Source organism: Aurantimonas endophytica (genome assembly GCF_014196845.1).
GTDB lineage: Bacteria > Pseudomonadota > Alphaproteobacteria > Rhizobiales > Rhizobiaceae > Aurantimonas > Aurantimonas endophytica.
This window is the reverse complement of sequence record NZ_JACIEM010000003.1, coordinates 424,391-442,645: the sequence shown is the minus strand read 5'-3', so window position 1 is coordinate 442,645 and position 18,255 is coordinate 424,391. Positions and strand designations below refer to the sequence as shown.

The following is an 18,255-nucleotide window of genomic DNA, read 5'->3' as shown; positions in this document are numbered from 1 at the left end:
ATCCCGAATTCGAGGACATCATGAGCCAGACCGCCCACTTCTCCGATCCCCGTCTCGCCGATCTCGACGGCTTCAGCGTCACGATCGACGCCGCGGCCGAGCGCGCCGACATCGTGCTCGACCGCCCGCCCTACAACGTCATCTCAATGGGCGCCCGCGACCAGTTGCGGCTGGTCTTCGAGGCGCTCGACGAGGACGAGCGCGTCCGCGTCATCGTCCTGTCCGGCGCCGGCGAGCATTTCTCCTCGGGCGGCAACATCAAGGGTTTCCTGGAAGCGAGCCCGGAGCACGTCTCCAAGCTCGCGTGGAACATCGCGGCGCCGGCGCGTTGCTCGAAGCCGGTGATCGCCGCCAACCGCGGCTACACGTTCGGCGTCGGCTTCGAGATCTCGCTCGCCTGCGACTTCCGGATCGCCTCCGAGACCTGCCAGTACGCCCTGCCTGAGCAGAAGCTTGGCCAGATCCCCGGCTCCGGCGGATCGGCACGGCTGCAGAAGATCGTCGGCATCACCCGCACCAAGCAGATCGTCATGCGCTCCAAGCGGATCTCGGGGCAGACGGCCGCCGACTGGGGCATCGCCACCGAATGCGTCGCCGACGCGGAGCTCGAGGCCGTCGTGAGCGCCCTCGTCGAGGAACTGCGCGGCTTCTCGCCGCTCGCCCAGCGCACGGCCAAGAAGCTCCTCAACGACACCGATGACGCGCTGCTGACCACCGCCATCGAGCTGGAGGGGCTGAACTACAGCCGCCTGCGGCAATCGGAAGACTTCAAGGAAGGCGTGGAGGCCTTCCATGAAAAGCGCAAACCGGCGTTCGCCGGACGCTGAGCATCGTTCCCTGGGAGGAATCGGGATGGAAAAGACAGAACGACACTGGATCGAGCCCGGGCCCGGCATCGCCGCCGGGCTCCGCGACCTGCCGAGCCGCATCAACGTCAAGACGGCGAGCGCCGGCCTGGTCGCGGCGATCTTCGGCTGCTCCGGACCGGCCCTGATCGTCATCGGGGCGGCAGGGGCGGGCAACCTCACCAACGGCCAGACCGTGGCGTGGCTTCTCGCCATCTACGGGCTGGGCGGGCTGATCAGCCTGCTGATGGCCCTCCACTACAAGATGCCCATCACCGGCGCCTATTCGATTCCCGGCGCCGCCCTCGTCGCCGGGTCGCTGGCGGTGTTCAGCTTCGATCAGGCCGTCGGCGCCTTCATCATGGCCGGCGTGATCGTTCTCTTCCTGGGCGTGACCGGGCTGATTGGCCGAGTCATGCGATGGCTGCCGATGCCGATCGTCATGGCGATGATCGCCGGGGCGCTGATCCGCTTCGGCACCGGCGCGGTGACGGCTGTGGGGACCTTGCCGATCGTGGTCGGCGCCGCGGTGCTGGCGTTCTTCCTGTCGATGCGCCTCACCAAGGTCGTTCCGCCGGTGCTCTCGGCGCTGGTCGTCGGCCTGATCGCCGTGTGGGCGACAGGCTCCTTCGGCACGGCCGAGGCCGGCATCAGCTTCGTCATGCCGGAATTCACCGCACCGCGGTTCACGCTCGACGCCTTCCTCGCCATTGCCTTGCCTCTGGCGATCCTGGTCGTCGGCGCAGAGAATGCCCAGGCGACCGGCGTGCTCCTGGCCGAGGACTATCGTCCGCCGATCAACGCGATGACGATCATCTCCGGCGTCGGCGGCATTTTGGCCGGCTTTCTCGGCGGCCATAACGCCAACATCGCCGGGCCGATGACGGCTATCTGCTCCTCCGACCAAGCGGGCGAGGACAGGCAGGGCCGCTATGCGGCGACCGTGATCAACGGTATCCTGTTCGCCGGTTTCGGCATCTTCGCCGGCCTGCTGGTTCCGCTGATCCTGGCGCTGCCCGCACCGCTTATCGGCGCCGTCGCGGGCCTTGCGATGATCAACGTCCTGCTGATGGCCTTCCAGTCGGCCTTTACGAAGGGCGCCGGCTATCAGATCGGGGCCTTCGTTGCCCTGGTGGTCGCGATGTCGAACATCTCCATCCTCGGCATCAGCGCGCCGTTCTGGGCGTTGGTGGCTGGTGCTGCCGTCTCGATGCTGGTCGAGCGTCCCTCCGTCGTCCAGGAGCGCGCCGCGCCCCGGCCGGCCTGACCGACGCTGCCCTCTCGCCACACGCAGAGCCCGCTTCCGGACGGAGGCGGGCTCGACGCGCGGCAACTCGGTTCCGCTTTGCCGTGCGCAACCAATCGCGCGGCGGGCGCCGTGACCGCCACCGTACCGGTGCGCACCCGGCCAGATCAGCCGGCGAGGCCGATCTCCACCGCGGCGATCGCCAGGATCAGCAGAACCAGCGTCTCCGTGACGACCATGGCGACATGCCGCCAGCCGAGCTGCAACATGTCCTTCATGTTGGTGCGCACCCCGAGCGCCGATATCGCCACGACCAGCAGCCAGCCCGACAGGTCGACGGCGGCTTTGGCGGCGACGGCCGGCAGGAGCCCCAGGCTGTTGATGGCGGTCAGGGCGGCAAAACCCACGACGAAGAGCGGCAGGCGCACGGATCCCGTCCCGCCGCGCCTCTGGCCGGCGAGGGCCAGCACGATGATGACGAGAACGACAGGCAGCATGGCGACGCGCAGGAGCTTGATGATCGTCGCGACGTCGCCGACATCCGTCGAAATCGAGTAGCCGGCACCGACGACCTGGGCGACGTCGTGAATCGTCGCGCCGACGAGAAAGCCGCTCTGGCTGGTCGTCAGGCCCAGCACCGTGAAGAGGATCGGATAAAGGATCATCGCGATCGTCGACAGCGTCGTCACCGAGACCACGGTGAAGAGGAGATTGCGTTCGGTCTTCTCGTTGTGGGGAATGACCGAAGCGATCGCCAGCGCGGCGGACGCGCCGCAGATCGCCACCGAGCCGCCGGTGAGCAGCGAGAAGCGCCATTGCTTGTTGAAGATGCGCCCGCACACGAAGCCGGTGCCGATGGTCAGGGCGATGAGGCCGACGACCGTCGCGAAGGTCGAAAGCCCGAGCGAGGCTATGTCGCTGGTGGTGATGCGCGCCCCGAGCAGCACGATGCCGATGCGCAGGAGGTTCTTGGAGGAGAATTCCAGGCCCGGCTTGAAGCGCGGGTCGACGGCGAGGAAGTTGAACGCCATGCCGATCAGAAGGGCAAACAGCATGACCGGCGCGCCGTAGTGATCGGCGACGAAGCGTGCGGCGGTCGCGACCGTCAGCGCCAGCAGGATGCCCGCAAAGAGCGGTCGATAGCGGCCCTGAGCGGCAGACATTGAGGGTTCGGACATCGGCTTGCCTGTGGGCTTGGAGGGAGCGGAGGCGGGGCCGGGATTCGGCCGCGGCGGAGGAGATGCGGGGCGCTCAGGGCCTCGCGGTGGATCTGACTCTCGCGTGACCGAGGCTTACGCCCTCCGCCGGCCGGAGCTCGACCGGAAACCTCATCCGGGGCTCCCTGGTCCGTTGGTGAGCCGGCCGTCCGGCAGCAGGTCGAAGACCCAAGCGCAGCGTCCCGGCCATCGACGCGCCTCTCGCCTCGTTCCGCGGCATCTCCTACGATCTGGCATATGGTTTCACCGCGGAATGCGCCCCGCCCGCGGAGCAGCGCAACGTTCTTGCCGTGGTTGTCGCAGACAACCACATATTATGTCTTATACAAGAGTTTCAGGATGCGTAAAGGCCCGCGTCATGTGCGCAAGGCGATCGTCGAAGAGCTGCGGCGTCAGGCGGAAAACGGCGGCTCGAAGCTCAGGGTCGAGGCGAGTGAGGACAAGGTGACGATCAACGGCTCGGTCAATCTCGATGACCTCGTGATGGTCGTTATGGATTCGGTGGCAGGGGGCCCGTAGCCCGCTGGGCGACGCCATAAAGAAGGAACCCGCCGGCGTCGGCCGACGGGTTCCTCCGCGCCTCAGGCGGCCGCGGCCGCGTCCATCCATTCCTTGTGGCGGGATTCGTCGGCGTAGGCCTTCTGGAAGAAGGTGCGCGCCTCCGGCGTCGCGACATCGTTCTTGGCCGCGTGATCGTAAGCCATCTTGGTCTCGATCTCGTTCGTCGACATCGCCTTGAGAATGGTCTTGTCGCCGATGATGGAAGCAAGCGCGATCTTGCCCGTGGTGAGGTACTGCTTGGCGTCGCCTTCCTGCGGCGCCGCCGTGCCGATGGCGCCTGCCATGCGGGTCAATTCGGCCACGTGGCTTTCGTGATCCGCCTTGAACTCGGCGATCTTCGCCTTCGAGGCGGGATCATCCAGCTTTTCGATCGTGGATTCGTACGCCGCGATCGCGTCGTGCTCGAGGATGAGAAGGTTCTGAACGAGTTTCTCGAAGGTGTTTTCGGTACCGACTGTCGTGACCATGAGGTTCTCCTTGGGTCTGGTGGACAGGAAAGGCCCGGAGGGACCCATCTGTTCCGGAAGGCGGCTGAGGCGTTACGCCCTGGGCAGCGCGATCTGCCGGCGGACGGAACCGGAGCAACGATCCGGGAGACGGTGCCGGATCGCTGCTTGACCGCTGCGCGGTGCTCCTGCCGTTGCCCCCGTCATCCGGCGGCGCGCCTTGGCCTTCCCTCGGACACCGGCCCCGGAACCAACCGCTGAATATCGACTTACGGTCGAAGCATTGGAGGTTCTCATGGACGAGCTACCCGGACAGACCCGAGGCGGGTCAACAGCCACGTCGCTTCGCATCGAACGCGAGCCACGTCCCGTCGTGGTTCGACGGCACGACGCCGTCTTGGCCGCTACCAGGGATGCGCTTCTCGTTCACGGACTCGGCGAAACGCCGGTCTATTTCGTGCCCCGCCGGGACGTCTACACGGAGCATCTGGTCGAGACCGGTACCGGTCCGGGTCTCGGCGGGCGGGAGATGAAATTCTGGTCCGTCACCGCGTCAGGCGGCGGACTAGAGAATGCTGTCTGGATGTTCCTTATGCCGGAAGGGGAGACTGAGCCGCTCCTCGATCATTTCGGCTTCGACCCCAACCCGTTCAACATCACCGTCGACTGACTGCCGCCGAAGGCGAAGGAAGCAGAGGCCGGACCGTTCGCGAACATCTCCCAGTGAGATGGACTGCCGGGTTCGGCCGCTTTGCCGCGCCTTATTCCCGACCAGCGCCGATAGGCGGCGAACGATTTACTGGAGTTTCCTGGGAGCAAGATCGGTGCCCCGGAATTGCATCCCGAGATGCCTGGAGCATCCGGAGAGGCCTGATGCCGCGGTATTATTTCGACATTGAGGATCAGGACGATCTGAGCCGGGACGACACCGGTATCGAATGCACATCGCGCGACGCCATCCGGAACGCCGCGGTGGATGCACTTCCGGATCTCGCCAGGGATCTGATCCTGGGAGACGAGCACCACACGATCGTCGTGTTGGTCCGGGACGAGACCGGGAGGAAGATCTACCGAGCCTCTCTCACGGTCGACGCAGCTTGGCTGGACGGACCCGAGCGTTAGCCACTCGTGCGACCGGCTTCCCGCGGCGCTCCGATCCGTGCGGCCGGATGTGGTCGTCGAAGCCGATGCCGGACGTCGATGCTCCATCGGCAAGGGGCCGTTCCGGTCAGCCGTGCCACCGGCAGCGGTGCTTCGATCATCTGCGTGGCTGACTTGCAACCACTCGCTCACGATGCGCTGGCCGCAGATCCGCCCGTGCCCGTCTGCGCTCAAGCCTGCGTCAGGCGCCCTTCTCCTTCGCCTCGGCCAGAGCGAGTTCCAGCCCTTCCAGCAAGATGAAGATCAGGCTTGCGACGAAGCCGGCCACCAGCCAGCCGAGCGGCCCGTCCATCAGAAGGCCGCACAGATACGCCGCACCCATCGCGCAGCCCACCGACAGCAGGTTGAGCATCCGCCCGAGCAGCTTGACCGTGTCGGACCGCTGCGGGTCTTCGCGGAGCAGCAGCAGCGTCAGCAGTTCTGCGACCATGAACGCGCATACCGCGCCTCCGGCTCCGGCAAAGATCTCGAGCGGACCCGGCGCTGCGATCGTGGCGAGGAGCGCGTAGGTGCCGGTGATGGTTATGGAGAAAGCATAGGCTGACGAGTTGTCCATGACGCTGAGGCGCAGATTCTTCAGCAACAGTCGCTTGGCCGTCATTCGTCTGCCTCTGCTGTGCCAGCCGCGCGTCATGCTCAGGCTGTGCGGGTGCGGTGAGTCCTGCTGCTCCAGGCGTTCCTGCCGCATGAGCCAACAGGGCTCATGTCCGGCTTCCGCTCCGGGATCTGCGATAGAGGGCTTTAAGGTTCCTCAACAGCAGGGGCTCACCGTGCATCGTCAGCCACAAATGCGCAGACGCCAACTTCGCTCCCGAGTATCTGCGCCTGCCGTGCCGATTTCGACGATGGCGAAGGCGCGGACCAGGATCCTTTCATTCGCCGCCAGGCACCCTGATCAAGATCGATCCGGGCGCCCGATCCCGATGCCCACCAGACGGCGGCGGCCGACTGGAGACGGATGGGGAGGCGGGTGCGAGCGCGGTCGAGGAAAGCACCGGCCGCACCGAGCTGCCGAACCCCGCCGGCCTCAGGCGGAGCAGCCTTTCCTGTCTGCCGCTGACTGTTCCGCCGGGCCGATCAGCCTCTCGCCGCCGTCGCCGCCGATGACCGAACCCCGTCCTCGCCAGCCGCCGCGACGTTGATCGCGCGGATCTTGCGCTCGGCGCGCTGCAGGATCTCGTAGGCGCGGCGCTTGCGGGCGTGGAAGGCGGCAAGATCGGGATTGGGCGCGATCTCGTCGCCCACCCGGCACATCTGCGCGGCGGCATGGGTGATGTCGGGAAACGCGCCGGCGGCCACCGCCCCGATGATGGCGCCGCCGAGCAGGACCGGCTCGGGAGTCTGCGGCAGGGCCACCTTGAGCCCCGTCGCGTCGGCGAGGATGCGGCGCAGCAGCGGCGACCGAGCCGCCCCGCCGGAAACGACGATGGTGCCGAGGCCGACGCCCTTGTCGCGCATTGCCTCGACGATCTGGCCGGTGCCGTAGGACAGGCCGCAAAGCCCGGCGACGAAAAGGCGAACGAGGCTCGCCTCGCTGGTCTCGAGGCCGAGGCCGGCGATGACGGCGGTGGCGTTGGGGTCGGCCTCCGGCGAGCGGTTGCCGAGGAATTCCGGAACGATGTTCAGCGTGCCGGCCAGCCGGGCCGCCGCCTCGATCGACCCGGCGGTCTCGATCGCCCGCCGCTCCAGATGGTCGAGCACCGAACGGCCTTCGCCGGCCGCGGCCGCCTTGGCAGCGGCGAAGGCCGGATGCAATGCCACGAGATAATCCAGCGCCGCGCCATAGGCAGACTGGCCGCCTTCGAGCAGCCAGTAGCCGGGCAGCAGGGAGTCCTTGTACGGACCCCAGACGCCGTCGACGAAGGCGACATCGCGCGTCACCGCCATGGCGCAGGACGAGGTGCCCATGATCAGCGCCAGCTCGGCCGAGGGCTCGGCGGCGCTGCCGTCCGGCCGACGCCCGCCCAACGTGCCGATACCGCCGGAATGCGCGTCGATGACCGGTGCGCCGACCGGCGTTCCCGCCGGCAGCCCGAGTTCGGCGGCTGCCGCAGGGGTGATCCCGCTGCCGAGCGGCGTCGCGATGTCGACCACCTCGGCGCCGATGCGGGCGAAGTCCTCCTCGGCCAGCTCCCCGAGCCCGACGGTGCGGAAATAGTCGGGGTCCCAGCGTGCCTCATGGGCCAGATAGGTCCACTTGCAGGTGAGGGTGCAGACCGAACGGGCAAGGCTCCCCGTGGCGCGCCAGGAGAGATAGTCGGCAAGATCGAAGAAATGCGCCGCCTTGGCGAAGACCTCCGGTCGCTTCTCTTTCAGCCAGAGCAGCTTGGGCGTTTCCATCTCGGGCGAGATGACGCCGCCGACATAGCGCAGCACCGGATGCCTGGTTTCGTTGATCCGGCGCGTCTGGTCGAGCGCGCGATGATCCATCCAGACGATGATGTCGCGCTCGGGGTCTTCGGACGGGCCGACCGGCAGGCCCTCGCCGTCGACACCGACGACCACCAGCGAGCAGGTGGCGTCGAAGCCGAGACCCATGACCGAAGCCGGATCTGTCCCGGCCTTCTCCATTGCTTCGCGCACCGAGGCGACCACCGCGGCCCAGATGTCGGCCGAGGACTGTTCGACGAGGCCGTGATCGTCGCGCCAGAGGCGGATATCGCGTTTCGCCGTGCCGAGCAGCCGGCCTTCGCGGTCGAAGATTCCGGCGCGCGCGCTGCCGGTGCCGACGTCCACGCCGATGAATGCCTCGCCCATGCCCAGTCTCCCGACGAAAAATCCCCCGCGCTTTGCGGGCGCGAGGGACGGGGTAGCACAGCTCGGGAGGAGCGGCGAAGGGCCGGCGGATCAAATCACCAGCAGGTGTAGCCGCCGTCGGCCAAGACGATCGAGCCGGTCATCAGGCTGGAAGCGTCGCTGGCCAGGAAATGCACGACCGAGGCGATCTCGTCGGGCTGGCCGACGCGGCCCATCGGCGTCATCTCCAGCCAGACCTTGTACATGTCGGGGTCTTCCTCGATCCCGAACTTGGTCAGCGGCGTCTCGATATAGGTCGGCGCCACGGCGTTGACGCGCACGCCGCGCTGGCCCCATTCGGCCGCGAGCGACTTGGTCAAATGGTGCACGGCCGCCTTGGAGGCGTTGTAGAAGCTCTGCGGCTGCGGCTTGTTGACGATGAAGCCGGACATCGAGCCGATATTGACGATCGAGCCGGAGCCGGCCTCGAGCATCTTCCGACCGAACTCGCGGCAGCACCAGAACAGCCCGTCGAGATTGACGTCCATGTGGAAGCGCCAGTGTTCGTCGCTGGTGTCCTCGGCCCGCACGTCGGACTTGGCGACGCCGGCGTTGTTGACGAGGATGTCGACGCGGCCGTGATCGGCGACGACCTTGTCGGCGAGTGCCGCAACCTCGGCCGAGCGGGTCACGTCCATCGTCGCGCCGTGGGCCGCATAGCCCTTTTCCTTGAGGCGGGCGACGCAGGCTTCGACCCGCGCAGCGTCCATGTCGGCGACGACCACCGTCGCGCCGGCCTCGGCCAAAGCCGTGGCGCAGGCCTCGCCGATGCCCTGTCCGGCGCCGGTGACGACCGCGATCCGGCCGGTCAGATCGAATTTTTCGAGATACATTTCCTGCGATCCTGTTGCAGTTCGATTCATCCCGCTACTGCCGGCGGAGTCATGAGCCGGCAATTGCGGGTGTCAGCGGATGCCGAGCCCCTGCTCGTCGAAGCGGTGGATGTGGGCTTCCTCGGGCGTCAGCCAGACCGGGTCGCCATGGCGTACCCGGTAGTCGCCGGGCGAGCGGGCGTTCACCTGCTCGCCGCTGTCGAGCTTGACGTGGACGAAGGTGTCGGAGCCGAGATGCTCCGAGACGCCCGCCGTGCCCTTCAGCAGGCCGCTCGTGCTGGAGATCGCCAGGTGCTCCGGCCGCACGCCAACCGTCGGGGCGCCGAACTGGCTGGCATAGGCACCGGTGAGGAAGTTCATCCGCGGCGAGCCGATGAAGCCGGCGACGAAACGGTTGGCGGGGCGGGCATAGAGTTCCAGCGGCGAGCCGACCTGTTCGACCCGGCCGCGATTGAGCACCACAATCTTGTCGGCCATGGTCATCGCCTCGACCTGGTCGTGGGTGACATAGATCATCGTCGTCTGCAGCTGCTGGTGCAGTTCGGAGAGTTCCAGCCGCATGTTGACGCGCAGCGCGGCATCGAGGTTGGACAGCGGCTCGTCGAAAAGGAAGCCTTTCGGCTGACGCACGATGGCGCGGCCGATGGCGACACGCTGGCGCTGGCCGCCGGAGAGGTCGCGCGGGCGGCGTTCGAGATAGTCGGTGAGGTTGAGCGTCGCCGCCGCTTCCTCGACGCGCTTGGCGATCTCGGCCTTGGACTGGCCGGCCATCTTCAGGGGAAAGCCGATATTGGCGCGCACGCTCATGTGCGGATAGAGCGCGTAGGACTGGAACACCATCGCCAGCTGGCGCTTGGCGGGCGAGACGGCGGTGACGTCCTGGCCGTCGATCCGGATCTCGCCGCCGGAGACGTCCTCGAGCCCGGCGATCAGCCGCAGCAGGGTCGACTTGCCGCAGCCGGAGGGGCCGACGAAGACGACGAACTCGCCGTCGGCGATGTCGAGGTCGAGGCCCGGGATGATGACGACGTCGCCGAAGCTCTTGCTGACGTTGCGAAGGGTGATGGCGCTCATGGCGAGGTTCCTACTTGACGGCGCCGAAGGTCAGGCCGCGCACGAGCTGGCGCTGCGAGAACCATCCGATGATGAGGATCGGCGCGATGGCCATGGTCGAGGCCGCCGAGAGCTTGGCGTAGAAATTGCCCTGCGGACTGGAGAAGGAGGCGATGAAGGCGGTCAGCGGGGCGGCGTTGGTCGTCGTCAGGTTCAGCGTCCAGAACGCCTCGTTCCAGGCAAGGATGACCGACAGGAGAACGGTGGAGGCGATGCCGGGAACCGCCATCGGCGCCAGCACCTGGGTGATCTCCTTCATCAGCGTCGCGCCGTCCATGCGCGCCGCCTCGAGGATCTCGACCGGGATCTCGCGGAAATAGGTGTAGAGCATCCAGACCATGATCGGCAGGTTGATCAGGAACAGGACGACGATCAGGCCGGTCCGCGTGTCGAGCAGGCCCATGTCGCGGAAGATCAGGTAGATCGGCACCAGCACGCCGACGGCCGGCAGCATCTTGGTCGAGAGCATCCACAAAAGGATGTTCTTGGTCGACTTGGTCGGCGAGAAGGCCATGGCCCAGGCCGCCGGGACGGCGAAGATCAGCCCGACCAGCGTCGACCCGAGCGCCAGATAGACCGAGTTCATCATGAAACGGAAATAGTTCGAGCGCTCCTGCACCTCGACGTAGTTCTCCAGCGTCCAGTCGAAGAAGACCCATTGCGGCGGGATCGAGATCGCCGCGAGCTCGGTCTTGAACGAGGTGAGGACGGTCCAGAGAACCGGGAAGAAGATCAGGAGGCCGACCGTCCAGCCGAGGACGGTGAAGCCGATCTTGCGGCGGGTGGAGACTGCGCGGGCCATGATCCTGTCTCCCTTACGCGTCGAGGTTCTTGCCGATGAGGCGGACGAGGAAGAAGGCGACGATGTTGGCCAGCACCACGGCGACGATGCCGCCCGCGGATGCGCCGCCGACGTCGAACTGCAGCAGCGCCTGGCTGTAGACGAGATACGGGATGTTGGTGGTCTGAAGGCCCGGCCCGCCGCTCGTCGTCACGTAGATCTCGGCGAAGATCGACAGGAGGAAGATCGTCTGGATCAGGATCACCACGGTGATCGCGCGGGCCATGTGCGGCAGCGTGATGTACCAGAAGATCGACAGCGCCTTGGCGCCGTCCATCTCGGCGGCTTCCTTCTGGTCTTCCGACAGAGACTGCAGGGCGGTGAGCAGGATCAGCGTCGAGAAGGGCAGCCACTGCCAGGCGACGATGATGATCACGGCCGTCAGCGGCGCGTTCGAAAACCAGTCGATCGCGCCGATACCGACGAATTCCAGGAACTGCCCGATCACCCCGTAGACGGGGTTCATCATCATGTTCTTCCAGACCAGCGCCGCGACGGTCGGCATGACGAAGAACGGCGCGATCACCAGCAGGCGGACGACCGAGACGCCGTAGAAGGCCTGGTCGAGCAGCAGGGCGAGCAGGATACCGCCGCCGACCGTGATGATCAGCACGCCGACCACCAGCGTCAGGGTGTTCTGCAGGGCGGTGAGGAAGGCTGGGTCCGACAGGAAGAAGCGGTAGTTCATCAGGCCGATGAACGGCGTCTCGGCGGGATTGAACAGATTGTAGTTCAGCGTCGAGAAATACAGCGTCAGCGACAGCGGCACGATCATCCAGATCAGCAGCGCGATCACGGAGGGCGCCATCATCAGGCGCGCGGCCGACTTCGTCTGGAGTGTCGCCATCGGCGTGTTCCCTGCCTGGGACTGGCGTTCGAGATGCGTTCCCCGGCACGCGCCCGGAACGGGCGGCGGCATCAGGGGGCGCGGCGGTCTACGTCGTCGAAAGCATCAGCTCGGGAGATTGGGCGAGGCGCCCCCTCGAAAGGGGACGCCCCTCGGTAATTGCTCGGGAGGCAATTACTTGATGTAGCCGGCGCGGGTCATCTCGCGGGTAGCAGCCTGCTGGGCCGCCGAGAGCGCCTGCTCGACGCTCATGTTGCCCGAGACGGCTGCCGCCATCTGCTGGCCGACCGAGGTGCCCAGCCCCTGGAACTCCGGGATCGCCGCGAACTGCAGGCCGACATAGGGCTTGTCGTCCTTGATCGAGGGATCGGCGTTGTCGATGGCGTTGAGCGTCGCTTCGGCGAAGGGTGCCGCGCTGGTGTAAGCCTCGTTCTCGTAGAGCGAGGTACGGGTGCCGGGGGGCACGCTGGCCCAGCCTTCCTTCTCGGCGACGAGCTCGAGATAGGCCTTCGACGTTGCCCAGCCGATGAAGGTCTCGGCGGCCTCGGTCTTCTGCGAGCCCGCCGGGATCGCCAGCGACCATGCCCACAGCCAGTTGGCGCCGCTGTTCGGGCAGTTCTCGATGCCGCAGGGGAACGGCGCGAAGCCGACATTCTCGGCCACCTGGCTTTCGTCGGGATCGGTCACGAAGGAGGCCGCGACGGTGGCATCCATCCACATGGCGCAGCGGCCCTGGTTGAACAGCGACAGATTCTCGTTGAAGCCGTTGGAGGCAGCACCCGGAGGGCCGTATTCCGTCAGCATCCGCACATACTGGGCGACTGCCGTCTTCCATCCTTCGCCATCGAATTGCGGCTGCCAGGCAGCATCGAAATAGTTGGCGCCGTAGGAGCGGGCCATCGAGCCGAGGAAGGCCATGTTCTCGCCCCAGCCCGGCTTGCCGCGCAGGCAGATGCCGTAGACGTCGTCATTGGCCTCGGAGATCGTCTTGGCGGCCTGTTCGATGAACTCCCAGGTCGGCGCCTCCGGCATTTCCAGCCCGGCCGCCTCGAACAAATCGGTGCGGTAGAGCGTCATCGCGCTCTCGGCGTAGAACGGCGCGGCGAAGAGCTTGCCATCGGACGACAGAGCCTCGCGGATCGGCGGCAGGATGTCGTCGACGTCATAGTCGTCGCCGAGATTTTCCAGCGGCAGCAGCCAGTCGTTGCCGGCCCAGATCGGGACCTCGTAGGTGCCGATCGTCATCACGTCGAACTGGCCGCCCGAGGTGGCGATGTCGGTCGTGACGCGCTGGCGCAGCACGTTCTCCTCGAGCGTCACCCAGTTCAGGGCGATGTCGGGATGCTTGTCGGTGAAGTCCTGCGTCAGACCCTGCATGCGGATCATGTCGCCATTGTTGACCGTGGCGATGGTCAGCGTCGTCTGCGCCCCGGCCGCGCCGGCGAACGCGAATAGGGAAATGGCACCTGTGGCTAAAGCACGGCGGAACATCATAAAGCCTCCCAGCTCCACGTGAGCAATTCTTCATTACGCGAGCAAATTCCCATTCGATGCCCGCGCTGTCAAACGAATTGCATGCCGCAGCGCACCATCCCGTCACGCGGGAGGCGCGTGCCGGCAGTGATGCGATCATGCGGGAAGGGTGGTTTCAGTCGTCGAGAAGGGCGATCGCCGTCGCCTGGTCGGTGACGATGCCGTTGACGAGGCGGCCCTTGAGCGCCGCGCGCATCGGCGGGGTCTTTATCGGCCCCATGCCGAGCATGATCACCTCACCCTTCGATGTCGGCGGCAGCGGCGCGCTCGCGACACGCTGGTTGAAGGAGCAGTCGAGCAGTTGGCCGTCGCGATCGAACACCCAGCCGACGATCTCGCCGATTCCGCCATCGCGCAGGAGCGAGGCTATCTCGTCCGACGTGACGTAGCCGTCCTTCACCAACGGCGCATCCGGCCCGACGTCGCCGACGCCGACGAAGGTGACGTCGGCCTGCGCGGCCAAAGCCAGGGTCGACTTCACCACCTTCTGTTCGTGCAGCAGCAGGCGCTCCTCTCTCGACGATGCGACCGCGGGCAGCGGCATCGGGTAGTGCGCCGCGCGGATCCGGTCGGCCATCGAGAAGATGACGTTGTAGATCGCCGCCGAGCCGTCGAGCGTGATGTTCGCCGTCAGCGAAACGATGCGGTGCTGCGGGCAGTCCATGCGAGGCAGGTGTTCGACGGCGGATTTGAGCGTCCGGCCGGTGCCCATGGCGATGACCAGCGGGTCCGCCTGCCGCAGCCGGGTCTCCATTTCGGCAGCGCCGGCAAGAGCGATGCCGAGCGTGGTCGAGGCCGAGGCGGGATCTGAAGGAACCACCTCGGCGAAGCCGATGGAATAGCGCTCCCGCAGCCGGGCGGCGAGGTCGAGGCACGCCGCGATGGGGTGGTCGATGCGCACCTTGACGAGGCCGGCGGTGACCGACAGCGAGACGAGCCGCTGAGCGCTCTGGCGCGAGATGCTCAGCGTCCGGGCGATCTCGTCCTGCGTCTTGCCCGCGACGTAATACAGCCAGCCCGCGCGGGCCGCGTCGTCGAGCCGGCTGTCGTCATCGGCCCTTCGCGCCATCCTCAGACTGTTCCCTGCCATGCCATGGGCCGGGAACATAAGTCGTTCCCGGCGCCGACGCTACGGACAGACATCGGCCCGCCGATCCGGGCGCCGCCGCGCCCGAGAGCCCCGGTCAGCCCTGCGCGGCCCACACATAGGCGCCGTAACCCGCCAGCATCGCCACGCCGACGCCGCGTCCGATCACCTTCTGGGTGAGCAGCAGGCCGGTCAGCACCAGCGACAGCGCGATCATGATCGGCAGGTCGAAGGTGAGGAAGCGGGAGGCCACCGGGATCGGCGCGATCATCGCGGTGACGCCGAGGATGCCGAGGATGTTGAAGATGTTCGAGCCGACGATGTTGCCGATGGCGATCTCCGACTGGCGCCGGAAGGCGGCGATCAGCGAGGTCGCGAGTTCCGGCAGCGAGGTGCCGACGGCGACGATGGTGAGGCCGATGAAGGCTTCCGAGATGCCGTAGTCGCGGGCGATAGAGACCGCGCCGTCCACCAGGAAGCGCGCCCCGGCCATCAGCGCGACCAGCCCGCCGATCACCCAGAGGACCGAGATCAGGGCGGAGGCCGGCGGCTTGATGCCCTCTTCCTCCACGACGATCTCGCCCGGCTGGACATAGGCCCAGACGAGATAGGCCACGAGGCCGGCAAACAGGATGAAGCCCGACAGGCGGCCCATATCGCCGAGCGCGAAGATCGGCACCAGCGCCAGCGCCGCCAGCGTCATGACGGCGGTGTCCCGCTTGAGCGTCGCGCCCATGACCTTGATCGGCCAGACCAGTGCCGACAGGCCGATGATCAGGAGGATGTTGGCGATGTTCGAGCCGACGATGTTGCCGAGGGCAATGTCGGGCGAACCGCGCCAGGCGGCATCGACCGACACCAGCAGCTCCGGCGTCGAGGTGCCGAAGCCGACGACTGTGAGGCCGATCAGCAGCGGCGGGATCGCCATGCGGCGGGCAATGCCGACGCTGCCGCGCACCAGCGCTTCGCCACCCAGAAACAGGCCGACCAGTCCGGCCAGTAGAAGAAGATAATCCACGTCGTCGCCCCCGGGCGGTTGATCCGGCCCCGGCGCCAGATGTGCACGGGCAGCAACGCCTGCAAGATGGCTGCCACCTAAACTGGATGTGATGCCGAGCGGACGTCGAGCTGGGGCGATCACTGCCTGCTATCGGCGAATTCGGCGCGGCTTGGGGTCTCCCGGGGCGCGCCAGTGCAAATGCGCCCGCTCCGCGTGTCGCAGTCGGGGATGCCCGTCCGTCTATCCGCAATCGCATGTGGCAATTGCAACACAGTCGGCCGCAGGGGAGCCACTCCTGCGCCACGACCGCTTCCCCGCTTCCGATAAGTGGACTATCGCACTCATATTAACTCTTGTAAGCGGATTTCCCATGTCGCTCGGCACCCGGATCAACGGCCAACTTGTTCGCCGCCTTGGCGGCGTGATGCTTTCCTCGACCGTCCTGTTCGGCGTTCCGTCGCTTCAGACGGCGATCGCCCAGGAGGTGATCGAACTGGACACGGTGACCGTGACCCTGGACGAGAACGGCAATCCGATCGGGCAGGGGACGGGGCCCGGCGAGGCGAACGAGCAGGAGGGTTTCCTCGCGACGCGCAGCGCCGGCGCGACGAAGACGAACACGCCGATCATCGAGACGCCGCAGTCCATCTCCGTCGTCACCAGCGACCAGATCGAGCGCCAGGACGCGCGCAGCATCCGCGCGGCGACCCGCTACACGGCCGGCGTGACGCCCGAAATCACCGGTGGCGCCGACACGCGCTGCGGCGGCTTCAATATTCGCGGCTTCGATTCCACCGCCAACGCCACCTTCTTCGACGGGCTGCGGCTGCCGTCGTCGTCGATCATCAACTTCCTCTGCCTCGATCCCTACGGCGCCGAGCGCATCGAGATCCTCAAGGGTCCGTCCTCGGTGCTCTACGGCCAGAACGGCCCGGGCGGCCTGATCAACTATGTCAGCAAGAAGCCCACCGACGCGCCGCTGCGCGAGGTCCAGATTTCCGGCGGCAGCTTCGGCCTGCTCGAAGGGCGCTTCGACCTAGGAGGTCCCGCCGCCGAGAACAGCCCGTTCGGATTCCGCATCACCGGCGTTGCCCGCAACTCCGACAACCAGGTCGACACGGTCGACGACGACCGCTTCTTCATCGCGCCGGTGCTGTCGTGGGAGCCGGATGCGCAAACCAACCTGACCGTCTCCGCCAACTACCAGCAGGACCGCGCCGGCTGGGGCCTGCAGTTCATGCCGGCCTCCGGAACGCTCACCGACAACGACGGGCGGCGGATCCCGAACAGCCGCTTCCTCGGCGAGCCCGACTTCGACTATTACGATACCGACATGGGCTCGATCGGCTATCAGTTCAGCCATCAGTTCAACGAGACCTTCACCTTCCGCCAGAATGCTCGCTATGCCGGCCTCAGCCATGACGAGGCCAGCATCTATGGCGGCGGCTATATCGACGAGGCGGCCGGCCTGCTGGCCCGCTCCGGCGGCACCGGCGACGTCAGCCTGGATACGTTCTCGATCGACAATCAGGTCCAGGCGGAATTCGACACGGGCATCCTCGGCCACACGGTGCTGGGCGGTCTCGACTACCGCAAGACCCGCTACACGGACACCGTCGACCTCTACGGCGCCGACCCGATCAACGTCTTCGATCCGGTCTATGGCAGCCCGGTCACCCGCTTCGGCAACTACTACGACAACACGGTCGACCAGACCCAGACCGGCCTCTATCTGCAGGACCAGATCAAGCTCGACCGGCTCTCGCTGGTCCTGAGCGGGCGCTACGACTGGGCGACGACCGGACTGGAGCGGCCCGACAGCGACTTCCTCAGCGCCGTCGATGCCGAAAAGGACGCCGAAGCCTTCACCGGCCGCGTCGGCCTGATCTACAATTTCGACAACGGCATCGCGCCCTACGTCACCTATTCGGAATCGTTCCTGCCGCCCCTCGACGTCAGCGCGTCGGGCACGCTCTTCGAGCCGGAAGAATCCCATCAGTACGAGGCCGGCATCAAGTACGAACCGCCGGGCTGGAACACGCTTCTGACCGCCTCGGTCTTCGAGATCGTACGCGACAACGCGATCCGCTTCGATGCGGTGGGCGGCAGCTTCCAGGCGCGCCAGACCGGGCAGATCACCTCGCAGGGCTTCGAGCTCGAGGGCGTCACCAGCCTCACCGACAGCCTCAACCTGCGGCTTGCCTACACATATCTCGACGCCGAGATCACCGAGGACCCTGATGGCGGCCTCGAAGGCATGACGCCGACGACGATCCCCCGCCACACGGTCGCCGGCTGGGCCGACTACACGATCCGCAACGGCTCGATGTTCGACGGGCTCGGTGCCGGCCTCGGCGTTCGCTATGTCGGCTCGAGCTACGGTGACGACGCCAACAGCTTCAAGGTGCCGAGCGCGACAGTGGTCGACGCGGTCCTCAGCTACGAGCGGGACAATTACGAGGTCTCGGTCAACGCCAGCAACCTCTTCGACAAGGAATACGTCGCCTCCTGCGGCAATGCCGACTTCTACTGCTTCTACGGCGAGGGACGCCGCATCACCGGCAAGGCGACGATCCGCTGGTAGGGGACGGCCGAGCGGGCAGCCGACGGCTCCCCGCGTCAGCCGCAGCGAGCCCATTCTCCGCGCGCAGCGCCTTGCCGGAATCTCGTGACGGGTACCGCCTTTGTCCGATCATCAGTCTCCTTCCAGCTCGCCCCGAACCGGTTGC

The 18,255-nt window shown here is 66.6% G+C and carries 17 protein-coding genes; 6 read left to right on the top strand and 11 right to left on the bottom strand.

The annotated features are described in order from the left end of the window. Window positions 1-20: 20 nt before the first annotated feature. Both GGR03_RS13190 and GGR03_RS13185 read left to right on the top strand, forming a co-directional pair. The gene (locus tag GGR03_RS13190) at window positions 21-827 is read left to right on the top strand and encodes an enoyl-CoA hydratase/isomerase family protein (protein WP_183208734.1); all 807 of its coding nucleotides are present in this window, start codon (window positions 21-23) and stop codon (window positions 825-827) included. A gap of 25 nt (window positions 828-852) precedes the next feature. After that, window positions 853-2,112, top strand: a complete 1,260-nt coding sequence (locus GGR03_RS13185) for a benzoate/H(+) symporter BenE family transporter (RefSeq protein WP_183208732.1) — start codon at window positions 853-855, stop codon at window positions 2,110-2,112. A 146-nt stretch (window positions 2,113-2,258) separates the two neighbouring features. Here the strand turns inward: GGR03_RS13185 and GGR03_RS13180 are convergent, their stop codons facing one another. Beyond that, window positions 2,259-3,269 (bottom strand): YeiH family protein, encoded by a 1,011-nt coding sequence (locus tag GGR03_RS13180; RefSeq protein WP_183208730.1) that lies wholly within the window; start codon window positions 3,267-3,269, stop codon window positions 2,259-2,261. A gap of 378 nt (window positions 3,270-3,647) precedes the next feature. Here GGR03_RS13180 and GGR03_RS13175 point away from each other — a divergent pair, with 378 nt between their 5' ends. After that, complete coding sequence (locus GGR03_RS13175; RefSeq protein WP_183208728.1) at window positions 3,648-3,827, top strand: hypothetical protein; 180 nt, start codon at window positions 3,648-3,650, stop codon at window positions 3,825-3,827. Window positions 3,828-3,889: 62 nt separating this feature from the next. On the opposite strand, the gene GGR03_RS13170 is transcribed toward GGR03_RS13175, so the two are convergent. Then, window positions 3,890-4,336: a DUF2383 domain-containing protein gene (locus GGR03_RS13170; RefSeq protein WP_183208726.1), complete on the bottom strand. Its 447-nt coding sequence runs from the start codon at window positions 4,334-4,336 to the stop codon at window positions 3,890-3,892. Window positions 4,337-4,610: 274 nt separating this feature from the next. On the opposite strand from GGR03_RS13170, the gene GGR03_RS13165 reads away from it, so the two are divergent. After that, window positions 4,611-4,985 carry a DUF427 domain-containing protein gene (locus GGR03_RS13165; protein ID WP_281379013.1) on the top strand — a complete coding sequence of 125 codons (375 nt, stop codon included), beginning with the start codon at window positions 4,611-4,613 and terminating at the stop codon, window positions 4,983-4,985. A gap of 203 nt (window positions 4,986-5,188) precedes the next feature. After that, window positions 5,189-5,437, top strand: coding sequence for a DUF6894 family protein (locus GGR03_RS13160; RefSeq protein WP_183208722.1), 249 nt, complete (start codon window positions 5,189-5,191; stop codon window positions 5,435-5,437). Window positions 5,438-5,657: 220 nt separating this feature from the next. Here GGR03_RS13160 and GGR03_RS13155 read toward each other — a convergent pair whose 3' ends face one another. The 9 genes from GGR03_RS13155 to GGR03_RS13115 all read right to left on the bottom strand — a co-directional run bounded on the left by GGR03_RS13155 (window position 5,658) and on the right by GGR03_RS13115 (window position 15,544). After that, window positions 5,658-6,164, bottom strand: a complete 507-nt coding sequence (locus GGR03_RS13155; RefSeq protein ID WP_183208720.1) for a hypothetical protein — start codon at window positions 6,162-6,164, stop codon at window positions 5,658-5,660. Window positions 6,165-6,553: 389 nt separating this feature from the next. Further along, window positions 6,554-8,233 (bottom strand): FGGY-family carbohydrate kinase, encoded by a 1,680-nt coding sequence (locus GGR03_RS13150; protein ID WP_183208719.1) that lies wholly within the window; start codon window positions 8,231-8,233, stop codon window positions 6,554-6,556. A gap of 95 nt (window positions 8,234-8,328) precedes the next feature. Next, window positions 8,329-9,105: an SDR family NAD(P)-dependent oxidoreductase gene (locus GGR03_RS13145; RefSeq protein WP_183208718.1), complete on the bottom strand. Its 777-nt coding sequence runs from the start codon at window positions 9,103-9,105 to the stop codon at window positions 8,329-8,331. A 72-nt stretch (window positions 9,106-9,177) separates the two neighbouring features. Then, a complete protein-coding gene (locus GGR03_RS13140) occupies window positions 9,178-10,179 on the bottom strand; it encodes an ABC transporter ATP-binding protein (protein ID WP_183208717.1) in 1,002 nt (333 codons plus the stop codon). Between the two features lie 10 nt (window positions 10,180-10,189). Next, window positions 10,190-11,020, bottom strand: a complete 831-nt coding sequence (locus GGR03_RS13135) for a carbohydrate ABC transporter permease (protein ID WP_183208716.1) — start codon at window positions 11,018-11,020, stop codon at window positions 10,190-10,192. Between the two features lie 13 nt (window positions 11,021-11,033). Continuing rightward, window positions 11,034-11,906, bottom strand: coding sequence for a carbohydrate ABC transporter permease (locus GGR03_RS13130; protein ID WP_183208715.1), 873 nt, complete (start codon window positions 11,904-11,906; stop codon window positions 11,034-11,036). A gap of 174 nt (window positions 11,907-12,080) precedes the next feature. After that, complete coding sequence (locus tag GGR03_RS13125; protein WP_246367939.1) at window positions 12,081-13,397, bottom strand: ABC transporter substrate-binding protein; 1,317 nt, start codon at window positions 13,395-13,397, stop codon at window positions 12,081-12,083. A 157-nt stretch (window positions 13,398-13,554) separates the two neighbouring features. Next, window positions 13,555-14,508 (bottom strand): sugar-binding transcriptional regulator, encoded by a 954-nt coding sequence (locus tag GGR03_RS13120; protein WP_183208713.1) that lies wholly within the window; start codon window positions 14,506-14,508, stop codon window positions 13,555-13,557. Window positions 14,509-14,623: 115 nt separating this feature from the next. Next, on the bottom strand, window positions 14,624-15,544 hold the full coding sequence (locus GGR03_RS13115; RefSeq protein ID WP_183208712.1) for a calcium/sodium antiporter: 921 nt from the start codon (window positions 15,542-15,544) through the stop codon (window positions 14,624-14,626). A 352-nt stretch (window positions 15,545-15,896) separates the two neighbouring features. On the opposite strand from GGR03_RS13115, the gene GGR03_RS13110 reads away from it, so the two are divergent. Continuing rightward, complete coding sequence (locus GGR03_RS13110) at window positions 15,897-18,110, top strand: TonB-dependent siderophore receptor (protein WP_246367937.1); 2,214 nt, start codon at window positions 15,897-15,899, stop codon at window positions 18,108-18,110. Window positions 18,111-18,255: the final 145 nt, after the last annotated feature.